Genomic DNA, 18,335 nt, shown 5'->3' on the forward strand with positions numbered 1-18,335 from the left:
ACATCCTCGCTGGAGAGGATGCGGTCAAAATTACTCTTCACTGGCCGTAACCTCGGTGTTTGAAGGGGGGCCGCCATATTCGGGCTTGAGCCTGCCGTCGTCGGCCAGCAACCAGGCGTCCATCACCTGGCGCACTACGGGCGCTGCCACACCGGAGCCGGACTCGCCGTTCTCCACCATCACCGCCACCACGATCTTCGGGTCGTCCGCCGGCGCAAAGCCTACAAACAACGCGTGGTCGCGGTGGCGCTCCTGGACCTTGGTGCGGTCGTATTTCTCGCCCTGCTTGATCGCGACCACCTGGGCCGTACCGCTCTTGCCGGCAATGCGGTACTGCGCGCCGATGGCCGCTTTGCGCGCGGTGCCACGGGCGCCGTGCATCACTTGCTGCATGCCATGATTGACCTTGGTCCAATCCGACGGGTCGCGCAGCACGATATCGGGGATCGGGTTGTCATCCACCGGCTTCTCGCCTTCGATGGTCTTGGCCAGGTGCGGGCGATTCCAGATGCCTTTGTTGGCCACCAGTGCGGTGGCCTGGGCCAGTTGCAATGGGGTGGCCTGCATGTAGCCCTGGCCGATGCCCAGAATCAGGGTTTCACCCGGGAACCACGCCTGGCGACGGGTCGCACGCTTCCACTCGCGCGATGGCATCAAGCCAGGGGACTCTTCGAACATATCCAGGGACACTTTCTGACCGAGGCCGAACTTGCCCATGTAGGCAGACAACCGGTCGATTCCCAGCTTGTGGGCCAGGTCATAAAAATAGGTGTCGTTGGACCGCATGATCGCGGTATCCAAGTCGACATAGCCGTCACCGGTGCGGTTCCAGTTTCGGTATTTGTGGTCGTAGTTGGGCAGCATGTAATAGCCCGGGTCGAACACGCGGCTGGAGGCCGTGACCACGCCCGCGTCCAGACCGGCAATCGCCACCGCCGGCTTGATGGTCGAACCGGGCGGGTACAGGCCGCGCAGGACGCGGTTGAACAGCGGCCGGTCGATGGAGTCGCGCAACTCGGCATAAGCCTTGAAGCTGATGCCGGTGACGAACAGGTTAGGGTCGAAACTCGGCTGGCTGACCATCGCCAGCACTTCGCCAGTCTTCGGGTCCAGTGCCACCACCGCGCCACGCCGTCCGCCCAGGGCCATCTCCGCTGCTTCCTGCAACTTGATGTCCAGGCTCAGCACGATGTCCTTGCCGGGAATCGGGTCGGTGCGTTTGAGCACGCGCAGCACGCGGCCACGGGCGTTGGTCTCGACCTCCTCGTAACCCACTTGGCCGTGCAGTTGCGGCTCGTAGAAACGCTCGATGCCGGTCTTGCCAATATGGTGGGTGCCGCTGTAGTTGACCGGGTCGAGGCTCTTGAGCTCTTTCTCGTTGATCCGCCCCATGTAGCCGACCGAATGCGCAAAGTGCGCACCCTGCGGGTAATGGCGCACCAACTGCGCCACCACTTCCACACCGGGCAAACGGAACTGGTTGACCGCGATACGGGCGATCTGCTCTTCGGTCAGCTCGAACAGGATCGGCACCGGCTCGAATGGCCGACGCCCCTGCTTCATGCGTTTTTCGAAGATCACCCGGTCTTCCGGCGTCAACTGCAAGACCTCGACAATGACATCGAGGACTTGCTGCCAGTCACCAGAACGCTCGCGGGTCATGCTCAGGCTGAAGCTGGGCCGGTTATCCGCGACCACCACGCCATTGCGGTCGAAAATCAGCCCACGGGTCGGCGGAATCGGCTGCACATGCACCCGGTTGTTTTCCGACAGCGTGGAGTGATACTCGTACTGGATCACCTGCAGGAAATACAGGCGCGCGATCAGCACGCACATCAGCCCGACGACCAGAATCGCACCAAACACGACCCGAGCGCGTACAAGACGTGCGTCTTTCTCGTGGTCCTTGATGCGGATCGGCTGGGTCATCGGGAGGGGCGCAGGCTATTTGTGGTAAGGGTGCCCGGACAGGACTGTCCAGGCGCGATACAGCTGTTCACCGATCAGAATCCTTACCAACGGGTGCGGCAACGTCAGCGCCGACAGCGACCAGCGCTGATCCGCCCGCGCGCAGACTTCCGGCGCCAGCCCTTCCGGGCCACCGACCATGAAGTTGACCGTACGCGAGTCCAGGCGCCAGCGATCCAGTTCCACCGCCAGTTGCTCGGTGCTCCAGGGTTTGCCGTGCACTTCGAGGGTGACGATACGCTCGTTGGGGCCGACCTTGGCCAACATGGCTTCGCCTTCCTGGCGGATAAAGCGCGCCACGTCGGCATTCTTGCCCCGGGTGTTGAGCGGTATTTCCACCAGTTCCAGCGACAGCTCAGCGGGCAGACGCTTGGCATACTCGTGCCAGCCTTCTTCCACCCACTTGGGCATGCGTGAACCGACAGCGATCAGACGCAGGCGCACAGCCGTTCCTTATTCCTGGTCTTTGTTGAGCTTGTCGAAGTGCGCGTGGCCCACTTCCGGGCTGTGGTGCTTGCCATCGGCCGCACGGCTCTGCTCGGCGCCTTTCCACAGACGTTCCAGGTCATAGAACTGGCGGGCGTTGGAGGTCATCATGTGAACGATCACGTCGTCCATGTCCAGCAGCACCCAGTCGCTGTCGCCCTTGCCTTCTTCACCCAATGGCTTGACGCCTTGGGCTTTGACGGCTTCGCGAACCTTGTCCAGCATCGCGCCGATCTGGCGGTTGGAGGTACCGGTGGCGATGATCATGAAGTCGGTGATGCTCTGCTTGTCGCGTACGTCCAGGACCTGGATGTCCTGGGCCTTCACGTCTTCCAGGGCCGCTACGGCGACTTTTACCAGCTCTTCGCCAGCCAGCTCAGGGCCGGTGTGGGCTTCAACTGGCAGCGGGGCGCTTTTGAAAGTGCCTTTGCGCTTAACTTTGCTTACGTCTTTGTTCGTCATATAAAACTCGTTTTGCTCGTATGTTCGGGCGCTCGCTGCACGACTGTTCGTGCGTTCAAGCGCGCCTTTTCAGTTCGACGCACGGTAAAGCCCGTGCGCATCGATGTAGGCCAGGACCGCGTCAGGCACCAGGAAACGTACCGACTTCCCGCTGGCCAGCAGTTGACGGATCTGGGTGGCGGACACCGCAAGCGGGGTCTGCCAGACGAATGCAATATTCCCGTTCGGCCCGGTCAGGGCCAAGGGGTCACTTACCGACCGCGCGGCCAGCAGGTTGCGCAAGGCATCCGGCGGTTCGCTGTCGGCATCCGGGCGTTGCAAAACCAGGATGTGGCAATGCTGGAGGAGTTCCTCCCAGCGGTGCCAAGAGGGCAGGCCGCAAAATGCGTCCCAGCCCAAAAGCAGAAACAACTGGTCATCTGCGGCCAACTCGGCGCGCATCAGTTCCAGGGTGTCGACAGTGTAGGACGGTTTATCGCGTTTGAGTTCGCGGTCGTCCACCACCAGCGGCGGTATGCCTTCTACTGCCAGACGCACCATTTCCAGGCGTTGTTGCGGTGACACCTGCGGCGTGTCGCGGTGCGGCGGCCGGAAATTGGGGGTCAGGCGCAGCTCATCGAGCGCGAGGGCGTCCGCAACTTCCAGGGCACTGCGCAAATGGCCGATGTGCACGGGGTCGAAAGTACCGCCGAGCAGCCCGATGCGTTTAGCCATCAAGTGCGCACATGACCGTCGCCGAACACCACGTACTTCTCGCTGGTCAGGCCTTCCAGGCCAACCGGGCCGCGTGCGTGGAGCTTGTCGGTGGAGATGCCGATTTCCGCACCCAGGCCGTATTCAAAGCCGTCGGCAAAACGCGTCGAGGCGTTGATCATCACCGACGCGGAATCCACTTCGTTGAGGAAACGCCGGGCATCGCTGAAATGCTCGGAGACAATGGCGTCGGTGTGCCTGGAACCGTATTTGTTGATGTGTTCGATGGCCTGGTCCAGGTCGTCGACGATGCGAATCGACAGGATCGGCGCCGTGTATTCGGTGTACCAGTCTTGTTCAGTCGCTTCGATCACATCGCTGCCGAGCAGTGCACGGGTACGCTCGCAGCCACGCAATTCCACGCCCTTGTCACGGTAGATGGCAGCCAGCGGCGGCAGCACGCGCTCGGCAATGCCGGCGTGTACCAGCAGGGTTTCCATGGTGTTGCACGGCGCGTAGCGGTGGGTCTTGGCGTTGTCGGCGATGCGGATCGCCTTGTCGATATCGGCGGCGATGTCGATGAACACATGGCATACGCCGTCCAAATGCTTGATCACCGGCACCTTGGCATCACGGCTGACGCGTTCGATCAGGCTCTTGCCACCGCGCGGCACGATCACGTCGACGAATTCCGGCATGGTGATCAGCGCGCCCACGGCGGCGCGGTCGGTGGTTTCCACCACTTGCACCACTTCGGCCGGCAGTTCGGCCACGGCCAGGCCTTGCTGGATGCAGGCGGCAATGGCGCGATTGGAATTGATCGCCTCGGAACCGCCACGCAGGATGGTGGCGTTGCCGGACTTGAGGCACAAGCTCGCGGCGTCGATGGTCACGTTCGGGCGCGACTCATAGATGATGCCGATCACGCCCAGGGGCACGCGCATCTTACCGACCTGGATGCCGGACGGCAGGTAACGCATATCGCGGATTTCACCGATGGGGTCAGGCAGCTTGGCCACCTGACGCAGGCCTTCGATCATGTCGTCGATACGTGCCGGCGTCAGCGCCAGGCGGTCCAGCAGGGCCGGCTCCAGGCCATTGGCGCGGCCGTTGGCCAGGTCCAGTTCGTTGGCGGCGGCGAGCTCGGAGCGCGAAGCATCCAGGGCATCGGCGGCGGCCAGCAGGGCACGGTTCTTCTGCGCGGTGCTCGCACGGGCGATCAACCGCGAGGCCTGACGGGCAGCGCGACCCAGGCGGGTCATGTAGTCAAGAACGGACTCAGTCATGGTCAGGGAGTCTTGGCAAAGAGGAAAGCGGCAGATTATAGCTGTGACGCCGCCCGACTGACAGCGGTGAGGGGCGGATGGTCGAAATGAACTGTAAAAACCTGGCGTTCAGCCGTAATTAAGGTGGGAGTTGTTATGATTCCGTCACATTTAGCCGTATTTCCCCTGATCGTCATGCCCACTTCATCGCCCCAACGCCCCGCCAGCGCCCTGCCCGACGACTTCTTCGACCGAGACGCACAAATGCTTGCGCGTGAACTGCTGGGAAAAGTCATCCGTCACCGCGTCGGGGAAATCTGGCTTTCAGCGCGAATTATTGAAACCGAAGCCTATTACGTGGCCGAAAAAGGCAGCCACGCCTCACTTGGCTACACAGAAAAGCGTAAGGCTTTGTTTCTGGATGGCGGTCATATCTACATGTACTACGCCCGTGGCGGCGATTCCCTGAACTTCAGTGCCCACGGGCCAGGCAATGCCGTATTGATCAAGTCAGCGTATCCGTGGATCGATGAAATCTGCGGGCCGGCGAGCCTGGCGCAGATGCTGCTGAACAACCCGAATGCCGACGGCGGCCCACGCCCCTTGCACAAACTGTGTGCCGGGCAGACGTTGCTGTGCAAGGCGCTGGGGCTGAAAGTGCCGATATGGGACGCCAAGCGTTTCGACCAGGAACGGCTCTACGTGGAAGATGTGGGCCAGGTGCCGACGCAGATCATCCAGACGACCCGCCTGGGCATCCCCAGCGGGCGCGATGAACACCTGATGTACCGTTTTGTCGATGCCGGCTATGCGCCGTATTGCACACGGAACCCGCTGCGCCGAGGCCAGGTCGAAGGCCGCGACTATTTTCTGATTTGAAATTCATGGTGATGGAGTGACGTTTTATGGGCCAATGGCTCGATAGCATTACCGGCTGGCTGACCCTGAACCCACAATGGCTGGCGTTAGCGGTGTTTATCGTCGCCTGCGTGGAGTGCCTGGCCATTGCCGGGCTGATCGTGCCCGGCACGGTGTTGCTGTTTGCCATTGCCGTGCTGGCCGGCAGCGGCGCGCTGTCCCTGAGTGAAACCCTGCTGCTGGGTTTACTCGGCGGTTTACTCGGTGATGGGATTTCCTACTTCCTGGGCCGCCATTTCCACCAGAACATCCGCCGCCTGCCTGGCCTGCGCCATCACCCTGAATGGATGAACGGGGCAGAGGCCTACTTCCACAAGTACGGCATCGCCAGCCTGTTGGTCGGACGCTTCATCGGCCCGTTGCGCCCCATGCTGCCGATGGTGGCCGGCATGTGCGACATGCCGTTCCCGCGCTTTGCCCTGGTGAGCCTGCTTGCCGCTGCCGGCTGGACGGTGGCGTATCTGCTGCCGGGCTGGGCCACTGGCGCCGCGTTCCGCCTGCCGCTGCCGGAAGGTTTCTGGCCCGAAGCGGGTGTTGTCACGGCGTGCCTGGCGGTGCTGCTGGGGTTGAGCCTGAACAGCAGCCTGCGCGGCCATCGGCGCACCACCTTGTGGATAGGTTGCGCCAGCCTGACCCTGTTGATTGCCTTGTTTATCGGTTATCCACACCTAAATGATTTCGACCAAGGCTTAAGCGCCCTGGTGCAGGAGCATCGCAGCGCCTGGCTGGATGAAGCGATGGTGAGAGTCACCCAACTGGGTGAATTCAAGAAGATGTTTGTCGCCAGCGCGGTGTTCACCGGCCTCTTGTTACTGGCCCGGCAGTGGCGACACGCCGTCTTTGTCGGTGTCACGCTGGCCGGCTCGGCGGTGATCAACACCGGCACGAAGTTGTTTTTCGCCCGTGGCCGCCCGGAGATCCTCACTGACCCACTGACCAGCTTCAGCATGCCCAGCGGCCATGCTTCCGGTGCGTTCGCGTTTTTCCTGGCCCTGGCAGTGCTGGCAGGTCGCGGCCAACCGACACGGTTGCGGCTAACCTGGATATTACTGGGCTGCATCCCCGCCGCGTTTATCGCCCTGTCCCGGGTTTACCTGGGCGCCCACTGGCCCACCGACATCCTGGCCGGCACGCTGTTGGCGATGACGGTATGCGCATTCAGCCTGACCGCCAGCCAACTCCAGAGCCCACTGCCGCCGATGTCGCCCAAGGCCTGGTGGCTGGTGTTGCCCGCCGTGGTGGCGGTGCTCGCCTTTATTGCCTTTACCGGCACGTCCCACGCGTTGCTCAGGTACGCTTACTGACCCTTAGCCGGGCCGATCCAATCCACTGAGGCGGCTCGGCGCTCGGCAAACCGCTCGCGCCGCTCCAGCAGCATCTCATCGGCAATTTCAGCGGCGCGCTCGGCGATATATTCCGCGCCCCGCCCTTCATGGTGCCGGATCAGTTGCGTGGCGACGCTGACAAAAAAAGCATCCCAGATGGCCAGTTCCGATTGCGTTAGCCGAATCATTTTCATCCCCAGATCAACGTGTGCGATCGGAAACTATTTCAGGCGCGTTATAGGGCGAATGAAGGAGAAATCGGAAAACAGTGCCCGTTAAGTCCGCAACTCAGGTAAACAGCTCACCCTGCAGCTCATCGAGCAGCATCTGGATCGCATCCAGCCGCTGTTGCGGGTCGTCGAGTTGCAGCAGGTCGACCTTGTCAGAGTCCGTGAATGGCAGCAGATAGGCCAACTGGTTGCCCAATGCTTGCTGGCCACTTGCATCGACGCCCATATCCAGAGAGGCGACCATGGGATGCTCGGCCAACGCTTCAAGCAACGCCAACAGATCGGCATCCTCGTCTTCCAATGGCCGGTCGGGCTGCTCGTCCAACCATTGCACGTCGGCCACCAGCAGTTGGTCCTTCTGCGTGTCAGCGTCACGCACGCGGAAACGGCGCGCGCCCTCGACGCGAATCCCCAGCAGCCCGTTGTCCTGCTGCTTGAAGTCGCGAATCAGGGCTTCACAGCCGACCAGCGCGTAGCTCTCCACGGCAGTGCCCGCATCCCTGCCCTCAAAGATGCACACGACACCGAAACCTTCGCCCTTTTTCATGCAGCGACTGATCATGTCCAGATAGCGCGCCTCGAATATTTGCAGATCGAGGGTGCAGCCTGGGAACAGCACAGTGTTGAGCGGAAACAGCGCCAGACTCATAAAAGGTTTCCTTAAACCCGGTTTAAACAATGACCGACACGGCCAGCGGCAGGAACACCGCCGTGGCCACGCCCATCAAGCTCATGGCCAGCGCCGCAAAGGCGCCGCACTCTTCGCTTTCCTGCAAGGCCACCGAGGTGCCGACAGCGTGGGCGGTCATCCCCAGGGCCATGCCGCGCGCCTCGGGGCTGTGCACGCCCAAGCGTGACAGCAGCGCTGGCCCCACCATTGCGCCCACCACCCCAGTGATCAGTACAAATACCGCCGCCAACGCCGCTACGCCGCCGATCTGTTCGGCCACCAGCATGGCAATCGGCGAAGTCACCGACTTGGGCGCCATTGTCATCAGCATCATGTGTTCGGCGCCAAACCAGCTGCCCAGCAGTACACACAGGCCTGTCGCCAATACGCCACCTATCACCAGCGTAGTAAAAATCGGCCAGAACAATTGGCGAATGCGCCGCAGGTTCAGATACAGCGGCACTGCCAGCGCCACCGTCGCGGGGCCCAGCAGAACCCCCATGATCTCAGTACTCTTGCGGTACTCGGCATAGCTCAGGCCGCAGGTGAGCAATACGCCGATCACCAGCAGCATGGAGACGAGCACCGGTTGCAGGAAGATCCAGCGGGTTTTCTCGAAGCCTGCCAGCACCAGTTGATAGGCGCCCAGCGTGATGCCGATACCGAACAGCGGGTGATGAATGACGGCCGTCCACGCGCCCTGCCAGTCGAAGATCATTGATCCTTCTCCTTGCGCTTGACCATCTGCTGCATCAGCACGCCAACAAAGGCCATCGCGATCACCAGTGACAACACCAGCGCGCCGACGATGGCCCAGAAATCCGCCGCGATGTCCTTGGCGTACACCATCACCCCCACCGCCGGCGGCACCAGCAGCAGTGGCAGGTACCGTAACAGGCTGCCAGCGGCCAGGCTCAAGGGCTCGCCCACCTCGCCACGCCAGATCAGAAACCCTAGCATCAGCAGCAGCCCAATGATCGGCCCCGGCAGCACCGGCAACAGCAAATGATTGATCGCCGTGCCGATCAACTGAAACAGCACCAGCCATGTCAGACCACGTAACAGCATCCGCTCTCCCCCCCTTTAAGCTCGCTCGCATTATAAGCATGCCCGCCCTATGCATCGGCATTCGCCAAAAGCATGGTGGGTTGACCGGGCCTGTTGGCCATGATGATCTACATTGGTTCTCTGTAACCCATAAAAACAGATTGATGAACCAAGGAGAGACGCAATGCCCTATGTACCTGTAGCGCAGCTCAAAGATTATGTCGGCAAGGAACTGGGACGTTCCGAATGGCTCACCATCGACCAGGCCCGCATCAACCTGTTCGCAGAGGCCACCGGCGATCATCAGTTCATCCACGTCGACCCGGTCAAGGCCGCGCAAACCCCGTTCGGCAGCACCATCGCCCACGGTTTCCTGTCGCTGTCGCTGATGCCCAAGTTGATGGAAGACATCCTGATCATGCCCGAAGGCTTGAAGATGGCGGTCAACTACGGCCTGGACAGCGTGCGTTTTATCCAGCCGGTGAAGGTCAACTCCAAGGTACGCCTGAACGTCACCCTCACCGACGTCACCGAGAAAAAGCCCGGCCAATGGCTGTTCAAGGCCACCGCCACCCTGGAGATCGAAGGCCAGGAAAAACCGGCGTACATCGCTGAGTCGCTGTCACTCTGCTTCGTGTAAGCGCTTCCCTGTGGTGAGGGACTGAAACTCGCCACAGGGTATGTAAATTTATGTATGAAACTCGCAGCTGCGGCATACTCGGCGCTCAATTACCCGGATCCCGCTATGCGCCCACTCGCTCCCCTCGCCCTTGCCCTGTTGCTCACCGCTTGCGGAGACGGCGAATCGCTATTGCCGCCCGATGCGCGCCTGCCCGACGGCGGCCGGTACCGCGGCGATGTGGTCAATGGCTTGCTGCAAGGCCAGGGTCGTGTGGACTACCCCAACGGCAGTTGGTACGCCGGCGCGTTCGACAAAGGCCAGTGGCACGGCCAGGGCGAATGGCATGGCAGCAACGGCGAGGTCTACAAAGGCCAGTTCCAGCAAGGCCTGTTCGACGGCCAAGGCAGCCTGACCACCGCCGGCAGCCACTATGTCGGCGGTTTCAAGAACGGTCGGCGCAACGGCGAAGGCACCCTCAAAGAGGGGCAGATGACTTATCGCGGCGAGTTCAAGGACGACCAATATTCCGGCCTCGGTCGCCTGGAGTTGGCTGACGGCAGCCAATACCAAGGCCAGTTCGCCCACGGCAAGCCCAATGGCGAAGGCCAGCGCAACGACGACAGCGGCAACCAGTTCAGTGGCCACTTCGTTGATGGGCAACTGGAAGGCAATGGCACCTTCAACAGCGCCGACGGCGACATCTACGTAGGCCAGTTCAAACAGAACCAGCTCAACGGCAAGGGCCGTTATGAAAACGCCGACGGCGACGTGTGGATCGGCCAGTTCAAGGAAGGTGCGCTCAGCGGCAAGGGCGAGCTGATCGGCGTGGACGGCAGCCATTACGTCGGCCAATTCAGCGACTGGCGCTTTACCGGCGAAGGCCGCCTGAACCTCACCGACGGCAGCTTCTATATTGGCGGCTTCGACAGCGACAACTATCAGGGCCGCGGCACCCTGGTTCTCACCGACGGCACCGTACAGGCCGGCACCTGGGTCAACGGCATGCGCGTGCGTGACGCCGACGGCACGTTGCTGCCCGACCCACTGGAAATCGGCGTGCTGGCCCAAGGCCGCTTGCTTGACGCCGCCCTCGCGGCTGTCCCCGCCTCCACCCCTGCCGTGGAGTTGTACACCCTGGCCGTGGCAGGCGACGGCAAGCAAAGCGTGTTCCTGCGCGAAGCCGATTACGTCAGCAACATGCTCGCCACCCGCTTCGGCGCACGTGGGCAGATCCGCCTGGTCAACCACCGCGACCATATCGCCGACCGCCCCCTGGCCACCCGCGAAAGCCTGCGCCGCGCCGTGCAAACCCTGGCCGAGCGCACCGGGCCGGAAGACCTGGTGTTTATCTACATGACCAGCCACGGCACCCACGAACACGAACTGGTGCTGGACCAACCGCGCATGGAGCTGGCCGACCTGCCCGCCGATGAGTTGGCCGCCGTGCTCACCCCGCTGAAAAACCGCGACAAGATCATCGTGATTTCCGCCTGCTACTCCGGTGGTTTCATCCCGGCGCTCAAAGACGAACACACCCTGATCATGACCGCTTCGCGCGCCGACCGCGTGTCCTTCGGTTGCTCCGAGGAAGCCGACTTCACCTACTTCGGCGACGCCCTCTTCGCCCAAGCCTTCAACCAGACCGACGACCTGCAGCACGCCTTCAAGCTGGCGCAGTTGCACGTGACCGAACGCGAACAGGCCGACAACTTCGAAGCCTCCGAACCGCAGATCTGGGCCCCCAAAGGCGTGATCGCCCACTGGCAATTATTACGCAAGCAGCAGGCACGAAAGGCGCTCGAAAGCGTCTCAATGAATAGCAAGGAAGCCAAAGGCAACTAAGCTGTAACGTGTAACAAGGGGGAAACACTATGTACCTGACGCCTCAGCATATCTTGCTTGCCGGAGCATCCGGCCTCACCGGCGAACACCTGCTAGATCGCCTGCTCAACGAACCCACCGTGACCCGTGTACTCGCGCCGAGCCGCAAGCCGCTGGCCGAACATCCGCACCTGGAAAACCCGGTGGGCGACCCGGCGGTGTTCCTGCCGCAACTGAGTGGCCGGGTGGATATCGCCTTTTGCTGCCTGGGCACCACCATCAAGAAAGCCGGCTCGGAAGAAGCCTTCCGTGCGGTTGACCTGGATATGGTTGTCGCTTTCGCCAAGCGCGCTCGGGAAATGGGCGCACGGCACCTGATCGTGATCAGCGCGATTGGCGCCGACCCGAAATCCTCGGTGTTCTACAACCGGGTCAAAGGGGAAATGGAACAGGCATTAAAGGCACAAGACTGGCCGCAACTGACCATTGTGCGCCCGTCATTGTTGTTGGGGGAAAGGCTGGAACCACGCTTGGCCGAGCAACTGGCCGGGCCATTGTCGCGGTTGATTCCGGGCAAGTACCACGGCATTGAAGTATGCGAACTGGCCCGTGCCATGTGGCGCCTGGCGCTGGAAGAGCAGGATGGGGTGCGGATCGTGGAGTCGGACGAACTGCGCAAGCTCGGTAAATAATGTGGGAGGGGGCAAGCCCACTCCCACATTGGTTTTGTATTGCTTTCAGGTCAGCGCTAGAGCCCGCCCGTGGCGTTAAACCCCACGCCGAGCACCGTCAACACCGACAGCGGCAACAGCAAGGTGTCGAGCAGCGCACTCGCCGGCAGGTCGACGCCGGGATAGCTCGGCGCCTCGGCACCAAACCGGTCCTTGGCACAGCAGCCGCCATTGATTGCATACAGATCCAACCGCGTGCCGGCATACACCACCGGCGCGCCCGGTTGCGCGGCGTCCAGCGTGCGGGCCGTGGCGCAGCCCGTCAGGTGCAACGCCAGCATCACCAGCAGCGCCTTATTCATCACTGCTCAAATGGTGCTCGCCCCAGCGCGGCAACATGTCTTGGGGAATGTTCAGCAGGTTGAGGATGCGCGCCACCACAAAGTCCACCAGGTCATCGATGGTTTGCGGCTGGTGATAAAAGCCTGGCGACGCAGGCAAGATGGTCACGCCCATGTTCGACAACTTGAGCATGTGCTCCAGATGAATACTCGAATACGGCGCCTCGCGGGGCACCAGGATCAACTGGCGGCGCTCTTTCAAGGTCACGTCCGCCGCACGCTCGATCAGGTTGTTGCAGGCCCCGGTGGCAATCGCCGACAAGGTGCCGGTGGAGCACGGCACCACCACCATCGCGGCTGGCGCGCCGGAGCCCGAGGCCACCGGCGACATCCAGTCCTCCTTGCCGTAGACCTTGATCTGCCCCGCCGCCGCACCGGTGTACTCGGTGAGGAACGCCTGCATCATCTGCACCTTGGCCGGCAGCGCCACGTCGGTCTCGGTCGCCATCACCAATTGCGCGGCCTTGGAGATCAGGAAGTACACCTCGCGGTCTTCACGCACCAGGCAGTCCAACAGCCGCAGGCCATAGGGCGCGCCCGATGCGCCGGTCATCGCCAGGGTGACGCGTTCCGGCCCACTCATTTGAGCGCCTCGGCCAATTTGCCGTGCAGGCCGCCGAAACCGCCGTTGCTCATGATCACCACATGGGTACCCGGTTTGGCCTGATGCTTGACGTGCTCGATGATGGCGTCGAGGGAGTCACACACAATGGATGGCACCGTGCACAGGGCGGCAACCGCCGGCAGGTCCCAGCCGAGGTTCACAGGCGCGTACCAGACAACTTGATCGGCATCGTTGACGCTTTCCGGCAGGCCATCGCGGTGCGCACCCAGCTTCATCGAATTGGAGCGCGGCTCGACAATCGCGATCACCTGGGCATCACCAACGCGTTTGCGCAGGCCGTCGAGGGTGGTGGCGATGGCTGTCGGGTGGTGGGCAAAGTCGTCGTAGATGGTAATCCCATTCACGTCGGCGACCTTTTCCATACGCCGCTTCACGCTTTTGAACGCGCTCAGGGCGGCGATGCCCATGGACGGCACCACGCCCACATGGCGAGCGGCGGCCAGGGTGACCAAGGCGTTGGCAACGTTGTGCTGGCCGGTCATGTCCCACTCGACGATGCCTTGGGCTTGGCCTTCGAACAGCACTTCAAACTTGGAGCCGTCTTCGCGAAGCAACTTGACCCGCCACTGGCCACCGACACCGGTGGTTTGCACCGGGGTCCAGCAGCCCATCTCGATCACGCGCTGCAAAGCAGGTTCGGTGGTGGGGTGAATGACCAGGCCTTCGCTCGGAATGGTCCGCACCAAATGGTGGAATTGCCGCTCAATAGCCGGTAGATCGGGAAAGATATCGGCATGATCGAATTCGAGGTTATTCAGGATCGCGGTGCGCGGGCGGTAGTGGACGAACTTGGAGCGCTTGTCGAAGAAGGCGCTGTCGTATTCGTCGGCCTCGATCACGAAGAACGGGGTATCACCCAGGCGCGCGGAGACCGAAAAGTTCTGCGGCACGCCGCCGATCAGGAAGCCCGGGCTCATGCCCGCGTGCTCCAGCACCCAGGCCAGCATGCTGCTGGTGGTGGTCTTGCCGTGGGTGCCAGCAACGGCCAGTACCCAGCGACCTTGCAACACATGGTCGGCCAGCCACTGCGGGCCGGACACATAAGGCAAACCTTTGTTGAGCACATATTCGACGGCCGGGTTGCCACGGGACATGGCATTGCCGATTACCACCAGGTCCGGGACCGGATCGAATTGCGCCGGGTCGTAACCCTGGGTCAGCTCAATGCCTTGGGCTTCGAGCTGCGTGCTCATGGGCGGGTAAACATTGGCATCGGAGCCTGTCACGTGATGGCCCAGCTCTTTGGCCAGAACCGCCATTGAACCCATGAAGGTGCCGCAAATACCAAGAATATGAATGTGCATAGTCGACCTCGTAAAACATCGAGGCAGGTTAGCGCAGGGGGGGGAAAATCGCACTCTTTAGCTGTAGGACCGATCCACGATCACGTCTACTGGGAAAGGCGTGCGATGCCGTGCCTGCGCAGCTTTCTATACAAGGTATTGCGACTGACCCCCAACTGCTCCGCCGTATGAGTCATGTGCCAGCGTTGTTGCTCCAGCGCCGTCAGCAGGGCCAGTCGCTCCGCGCCCTCGAGGGGAGACTCCGCGGGCAGAGCCTCGGCGATCGGTTGTGGCCGAGCCTGGCGGATCTGCGCGGGTAAATCTTCCAAGCCGACCGTCCCGTTGTCACACAGCGCCGCCAGCGTACGCAGCACGGTACGCAGTTGTCGCACATTACCGGGCCAGGCAAACGCCAAGAGTGCCGAACGCGCCGCCGGGTCAAGCTGCACGGTCTGCCCACCCGCCTCTTCAGCCAGCAAAAACTCGAGCAATTGAGATTTATCGCTGCGCGCGCGCAACGGTGGCAAACCAACCTCCAGGCCATTGAGCCGGTAGTACAGATCTTCGCGGAAACTGCCGTCCTGCACGCGCTCCAGCAAATTGCGGTGCGTGGCACTGATGATTCTGACATTCACCGCCTGGGGCTCGCCGCCCAGAGGCACCACCATGCGGTCCTCCAACACTCTTAATAGACGAGTCTGCAACGCCAGTGGCATATCGCCGATTTCATCGAGAAACAGCGTGCCGCCATCGGCCTGCTGCAACTTGCCCTGCATGCCCTCCTTGCGGGCACCGGTAAAGCTGCCGCCGCGATAGCCGAAGAGTTCACTTTCGATCAGGCTTTCCGGGATGGCGGCGCAGTTGAGCGCAACGAAGGCTTTGTCGGCACGCTGGCTGCCCTGGTGCACTGCCTTGGCAAAGGCCTCTTTGCCGCTGCCGGTTTCGCCATTGATCAATAACGGAACATCACGTTCAAACACCCGCAGCGCCTTGCGAAAATCTGTTTGCAGCGCTGGATCCGCCAAACAGATGCCCGACAGGCGTGCAGGCTCAGGTTTTGCGATGGGCGCCAGCACGCTGCGCGGTTGACCGCGCAAGGCTGCAAACACGTGCCGGCCGTCCCGGGTACGCAGCGGCCAGCTGGCGGTGGCATTGGCACTGGCGCGCCCCAGCAGTTGGTCCAGCGAGCACTCGAAAAACGCCTCTACCGGCAACCCCAGCAGGCCGCCGCGAACCTGCCCCAGCAGGTTAAGTGCGCTCTGGTTAACCGCGCAAATCCGTCCTTCGCCATCGAACGCCAGCAGCCCTTCGCTGAACAGACCCACGGACTCGGCCTGCAGATGAAAACGCAGCAACCAGTGGTGTTCAAAGTGGCGCAGGAAGTAGCAACTCTCGATCATCTTCGCCGACAGGTTGACCAGCGCCATGGTGTGGAACTGGCTCTGGCGCGAGACCGCTTCCCGGGCCGACGACACATCCAGCACCGCCAGCAAATCACCCTGCGGGTCGAACACCGGGCTCGCCGAACACGTCAGGCCGGTGTGACGGCCGCGAAAGTGCTCATCGCGATGAATGGTCAGCGCCTGGCGCTCTACCAGGCAGGTTCCGATGCCGTTGGTGCCTTCGCAGGCTTCACTCCAATCGGCACCGAGCCACAACCCGGCGCGCTCGAAAATCTTGCGCTCGGACGGCGCGGTGACGCAATTGAGGATCACCCCGCGCGCATCGGTCAGCAGCACCGCGTGGCCGGCGCCGGAAAGCTGCTGGTGCAGGCTGTTCATCTCGCTGCCGGCAATATGCAGCACCTGTTGCAAGCGCTCGCGGCTTTCCAGCACGCGGCCGTGCTCAAGCACAGTGGGAGCGATGGTTTGCGCAGGGTCGAGGTGGTAGTCCTCCAGGCACCGCAGCCAGGAACGGGCGATGGACGGATCGCTGGACGGGTCGCGGCCACGCGCCACCGTGAGGACTTGCTGGGCATGGCGACTGAAATGATCGTTGTGCATGGTTCTTATTATTCTCCCTGCGTGAGAACGCCCAGCATCCCCCAGGCATCCTGCCAATGCAATCCCAGGCCGACCCACCGGTCACGGGCTGTACTGTTTATGGCACAAACTGTCACACCGGCTGTACCAACCTTGTCACAGCAACGCGTCACAACAATGCCCAACCCCTTGATTTACTTGGCCTGCAAAGCGGTGGCCCAACCTTTGCTCTACGCTTATCAAGCGCTTGAGCGCTGCACTCCAATAAACATAAAAGCCAGGAGATACCCACCATGCGTTACGCACACCCCGGTACTGAAGGCGCGATCGTTTCGTTCAAGGCCAAGTACGGCAACTTTATTGGTGGCGAATTCGTTGCGCCGGTCGACGGCAACTATTTCACCAACACCTCGCCGGTCAACGGCAAGCCTATCGCCGAATTCCCGCGCTCCACTGCCAAAGACATCGACAAGGCGCTCGACGCCGCCCACGCCGCCGCTGACGCCTGGGGCAAGACCTCGGCCCAGGACCGCTCGCTGGTGCTGCTGAAAATCGCCGACCGCATCGAACAGAACCTCGAACTGCTGGCCATCACCGAAACCTGGGACAACGGCAAGGCCGTGCGTGAAACCCTCAACGCCGACATCCCGCTGGCCGCCGACCACTTCCGCTACTTCGCCGGCTGCATCCGCGCCCAGGAAGGCACCAGCGCCGAGATCAACGAACACACCGCGTCCTACCACTTCCATGAACCCCTTGGCGTGGTCGGCCAGATTATCCCGTGGAACTTCCCGATCCTGATGGCTGCGTGGAAACTCGCGCCAGCCCTGGCCGCCGGTAACTGCGTAGTGCTCAAGCCCGCCGAGCAAACGCCGCTGGGCATTACGGTTCTGATGGAAGTGATCGGCGACCTGCTGCCGCCAGGCGTTCTCAACGTGGTGCAAGGTTTCGGCAAAGAAGCTGGCGAAGCCCTGGCCACCAGCAAGCGCATCGCCAAGATCGCCTTTACCGGCTCGACCCCGGTGGGCGCGCACATCATGCATGCGGCGGCCGAGAACATCATTCCGTCCACCGTCGAGCTGGGCGGCAAGTCGCCGAACATCTTCTTCGCCGACATCATGAAAGCCGAACCGTCGTTTATCGAAAAGGCCGCCGAAGGCCTGGTGCTGGCGTTCTTCAACCAGGGCGAGGTGTGCACCTGCCCATCCCGTGCGCTGGTGGAAGAGTCGATCTACGACGACTTCATGAAAGTGGTGATGAAGAAGATCGAGCAGATCAAGCGCGGCGATCCGCTGGACACCGACACCATGGTCGGCGCCCAGGCATCCGAGCAGCAGTTCGACAAGATCCTGTCCTACCTGGAAATCGCCAAGGGCGAAGGCGCGCAGCTGCTCACCGGTGGCAAGGTCGAGCAACTCACCGGCGACATGGCCGGCGGTTATTACATCCAGCCGACCCTGCTCAAGGGCACCAACGACATGCGCGTGTTCCAGGAAGAAATCTTCGGCCCGGTGGTGAGCATCACCACCTTCAAGGACGAAGCCGAAGCCCTGGCGATTGCCAACGATACCGAGTTCGGCCTTGGCGCCGGCGTATGGACCCGCGACATCAACCGCGCCTACCGCATGGGCCGGGCGATCAAGGCGGGCCGTGTGTGGACCAACTGCTACCACCTGTACCCGGCGCATGCCGCGTTCGGCGGTTACAAGAAGTCCGGTGTAGGCCGCGAGACCCACAAGATGATGTTGGATCATTACCAGCAGACCAAGAACCTGCTGGTGAGCTACGACATTAATCCGCTGGGCTTTTTCTAACTGACTCCCCGCTCCCACATTTGAAATGCAATCAAGTGTGGGAGCGGGCTTG

19 protein-coding genes are annotated in these 18,335 nt (G+C 61.9%); 6 read left to right on the forward strand and 13 right to left on the reverse strand.

Annotated elements, in window-relative coordinates:
* Nucleotides 1-30: 30 nt before the first annotated feature.
* The 5 genes from mrdA to PspS35_RS26215 all read right to left on the reverse strand — a co-directional run bounded on the left by mrdA (nucleotide 31) and on the right by PspS35_RS26215 (nucleotide 4,895).
* Nucleotides 31-1,929 carry a penicillin-binding protein 2 gene (mrdA, locus tag PspS35_RS26195; protein WP_159937393.1) on the reverse strand — a complete coding sequence of 633 codons (1,899 nt, stop codon included), beginning with the start codon at nucleotides 1,927-1,929 and terminating at the stop codon, nucleotides 31-33.
* 15 nt (nucleotides 1,930-1,944) lie between these two features.
* Nucleotides 1,945-2,412, reverse strand: a complete 468-nt coding sequence (gene rlmH / locus PspS35_RS26200; protein WP_003176297.1) for a 23S rRNA (pseudouridine(1915)-N(3))-methyltransferase RlmH — start codon at nucleotides 2,410-2,412, stop codon at nucleotides 1,945-1,947.
* A 9-nt stretch (nucleotides 2,413-2,421) separates the two neighbouring features.
* Nucleotides 2,422-2,916 carry a ribosome silencing factor gene (rsfS, locus tag PspS35_RS26205; protein WP_003215432.1) on the reverse strand — a complete coding sequence of 165 codons (495 nt, stop codon included), beginning with the start codon at nucleotides 2,914-2,916 and terminating at the stop codon, nucleotides 2,422-2,424.
* 69 nt (nucleotides 2,917-2,985) lie between these two features.
* Nucleotides 2,986-3,630, reverse strand: coding sequence for a nicotinate-nucleotide adenylyltransferase (gene nadD / locus PspS35_RS26210; RefSeq protein ID WP_159937394.1), 645 nt, complete (start codon nucleotides 3,628-3,630; stop codon nucleotides 2,986-2,988).
* Nucleotides 3,630-4,895: a glutamate-5-semialdehyde dehydrogenase gene (locus PspS35_RS26215; RefSeq protein WP_159937395.1), complete on the reverse strand. Its 1,266-nt coding sequence runs from the start codon at nucleotides 4,893-4,895 to the stop codon at nucleotides 3,630-3,632. Before PspS35_RS26215 ends, nadD begins: the two co-directional genes overlap by 1 nt.
* Before the next feature lie 174 nt (nucleotides 4,896-5,069).
* On the opposite strand from PspS35_RS26215, the gene PspS35_RS26220 reads away from it, so the two are divergent.
* On the forward strand, nucleotides 5,070-5,753 hold the full coding sequence (locus tag PspS35_RS26220; RefSeq protein ID WP_159938118.1) for a DNA-3-methyladenine glycosylase: 684 nt from the start codon (nucleotides 5,070-5,072) through the stop codon (nucleotides 5,751-5,753).
* Between the two features lie 26 nt (nucleotides 5,754-5,779).
* A complete protein-coding gene (locus PspS35_RS26225; protein ID WP_159937396.1) occupies nucleotides 5,780-7,096 on the forward strand; it encodes a bifunctional DedA family/phosphatase PAP2 family protein in 1,317 nt (438 codons plus the stop codon).
* Here PspS35_RS26225 and PspS35_RS26230 read toward each other — a convergent pair.
* From PspS35_RS26230 to PspS35_RS26245, 4 genes are all read right to left on the reverse strand, one after another.
* Entirely contained in the window at nucleotides 7,090-7,305 is a 216-nt protein-coding gene (locus PspS35_RS26230) for a hypothetical protein (RefSeq protein WP_159938119.1), read from the reverse strand. The genes PspS35_RS26225 and PspS35_RS26230 overlap by 7 nt on opposite strands.
* A gap of 100 nt (nucleotides 7,306-7,405) precedes the next feature.
* Nucleotides 7,406-7,996 carry an LON peptidase substrate-binding domain-containing protein gene (locus tag PspS35_RS26235; protein WP_159937397.1) on the reverse strand — a complete coding sequence of 197 codons (591 nt, stop codon included), beginning with the start codon at nucleotides 7,994-7,996 and terminating at the stop codon, nucleotides 7,406-7,408.
* 22 nt (nucleotides 7,997-8,018) lie between these two features.
* The gene (locus PspS35_RS26240) at nucleotides 8,019-8,735 is read right to left on the reverse strand and encodes an LrgB family protein (RefSeq protein ID WP_159937398.1); all 717 of its coding nucleotides are present in this window, start codon (nucleotides 8,733-8,735) and stop codon (nucleotides 8,019-8,021) included.
* Nucleotides 8,732-9,085, reverse strand: coding sequence for a CidA/LrgA family protein (locus PspS35_RS26245; RefSeq protein WP_032884588.1), 354 nt, complete (start codon nucleotides 9,083-9,085; stop codon nucleotides 8,732-8,734). The genes PspS35_RS26240 and PspS35_RS26245 overlap by 4 nt, the downstream gene beginning before the upstream one ends.
* A gap of 163 nt (nucleotides 9,086-9,248) precedes the next feature.
* Here PspS35_RS26245 and PspS35_RS26250 point away from each other — a divergent pair, with 163 nt between their 5' ends.
* The 3 genes from PspS35_RS26250 to PspS35_RS26260 all read left to right on the forward strand — a co-directional run bounded on the left by PspS35_RS26250 (nucleotide 9,249) and on the right by PspS35_RS26260 (nucleotide 12,199).
* Complete coding sequence (locus PspS35_RS26250; RefSeq protein ID WP_003194496.1) at nucleotides 9,249-9,704, forward strand: MaoC family dehydratase; 456 nt, start codon at nucleotides 9,249-9,251, stop codon at nucleotides 9,702-9,704.
* Nucleotides 9,705-9,809: 105 nt separating this feature from the next.
* Nucleotides 9,810-11,528, forward strand: coding sequence for a C13 family peptidase (locus tag PspS35_RS26255; protein ID WP_159937399.1), 1,719 nt, complete (start codon nucleotides 9,810-9,812; stop codon nucleotides 11,526-11,528).
* Nucleotides 11,529-11,557: 29 nt separating this feature from the next.
* Nucleotides 11,558-12,199 carry an oxidoreductase gene (locus PspS35_RS26260; RefSeq protein WP_159937400.1) on the forward strand — a complete coding sequence of 214 codons (642 nt, stop codon included), beginning with the start codon at nucleotides 11,558-11,560 and terminating at the stop codon, nucleotides 12,197-12,199.
* A 56-nt stretch (nucleotides 12,200-12,255) separates the two neighbouring features.
* Here the strand turns inward: PspS35_RS26260 and PspS35_RS26265 are convergent, their stop codons facing one another.
* From PspS35_RS26265 to PspS35_RS26280, 4 genes are all read right to left on the reverse strand, one after another.
* On the reverse strand, nucleotides 12,256-12,540 hold the full coding sequence (locus PspS35_RS26265) for a YceK/YidQ family lipoprotein (RefSeq protein ID WP_159937401.1): 285 nt from the start codon (nucleotides 12,538-12,540) through the stop codon (nucleotides 12,256-12,258).
* Nucleotides 12,533-13,162 carry a flavin prenyltransferase UbiX gene (gene ubiX / locus PspS35_RS26270; protein WP_159937402.1) on the reverse strand — a complete coding sequence of 210 codons (630 nt, stop codon included), beginning with the start codon at nucleotides 13,160-13,162 and terminating at the stop codon, nucleotides 12,533-12,535. The genes PspS35_RS26265 and ubiX overlap by 8 nt, the downstream gene beginning before the upstream one ends.
* A complete protein-coding gene (gene mpl / locus PspS35_RS26275) occupies nucleotides 13,159-14,508 on the reverse strand; it encodes a UDP-N-acetylmuramate:L-alanyl-gamma-D-glutamyl-meso-diaminopimelate ligase (protein WP_159937403.1) in 1,350 nt (449 codons plus the stop codon). Before mpl ends, ubiX begins: the two co-directional genes overlap by 4 nt.
* 86 nt (nucleotides 14,509-14,594) lie before the next feature.
* Nucleotides 14,595-16,490, reverse strand: a complete 1,896-nt coding sequence (locus tag PspS35_RS26280) for a sigma-54-dependent Fis family transcriptional regulator (RefSeq protein ID WP_159937404.1) — start codon at nucleotides 16,488-16,490, stop codon at nucleotides 14,595-14,597.
* Nucleotides 16,491-16,762: 272 nt separating this feature from the next.
* On the opposite strand from PspS35_RS26280, the gene PspS35_RS26285 reads away from it, so the two are divergent.
* Nucleotides 16,763-18,283 carry an aldehyde dehydrogenase family protein gene (locus PspS35_RS26285; protein ID WP_159937405.1) on the forward strand — a complete coding sequence of 507 codons (1,521 nt, stop codon included), beginning with the start codon at nucleotides 16,763-16,765 and terminating at the stop codon, nucleotides 18,281-18,283.
* Nucleotides 18,284-18,335: the final 52 nt, after the last annotated feature.

Source organism: Pseudomonas sp. S35, from assembly GCF_009866765.1.
GTDB lineage: Bacteria > Pseudomonadota > Gammaproteobacteria > Pseudomonadales > Pseudomonadaceae > Aquipseudomonas.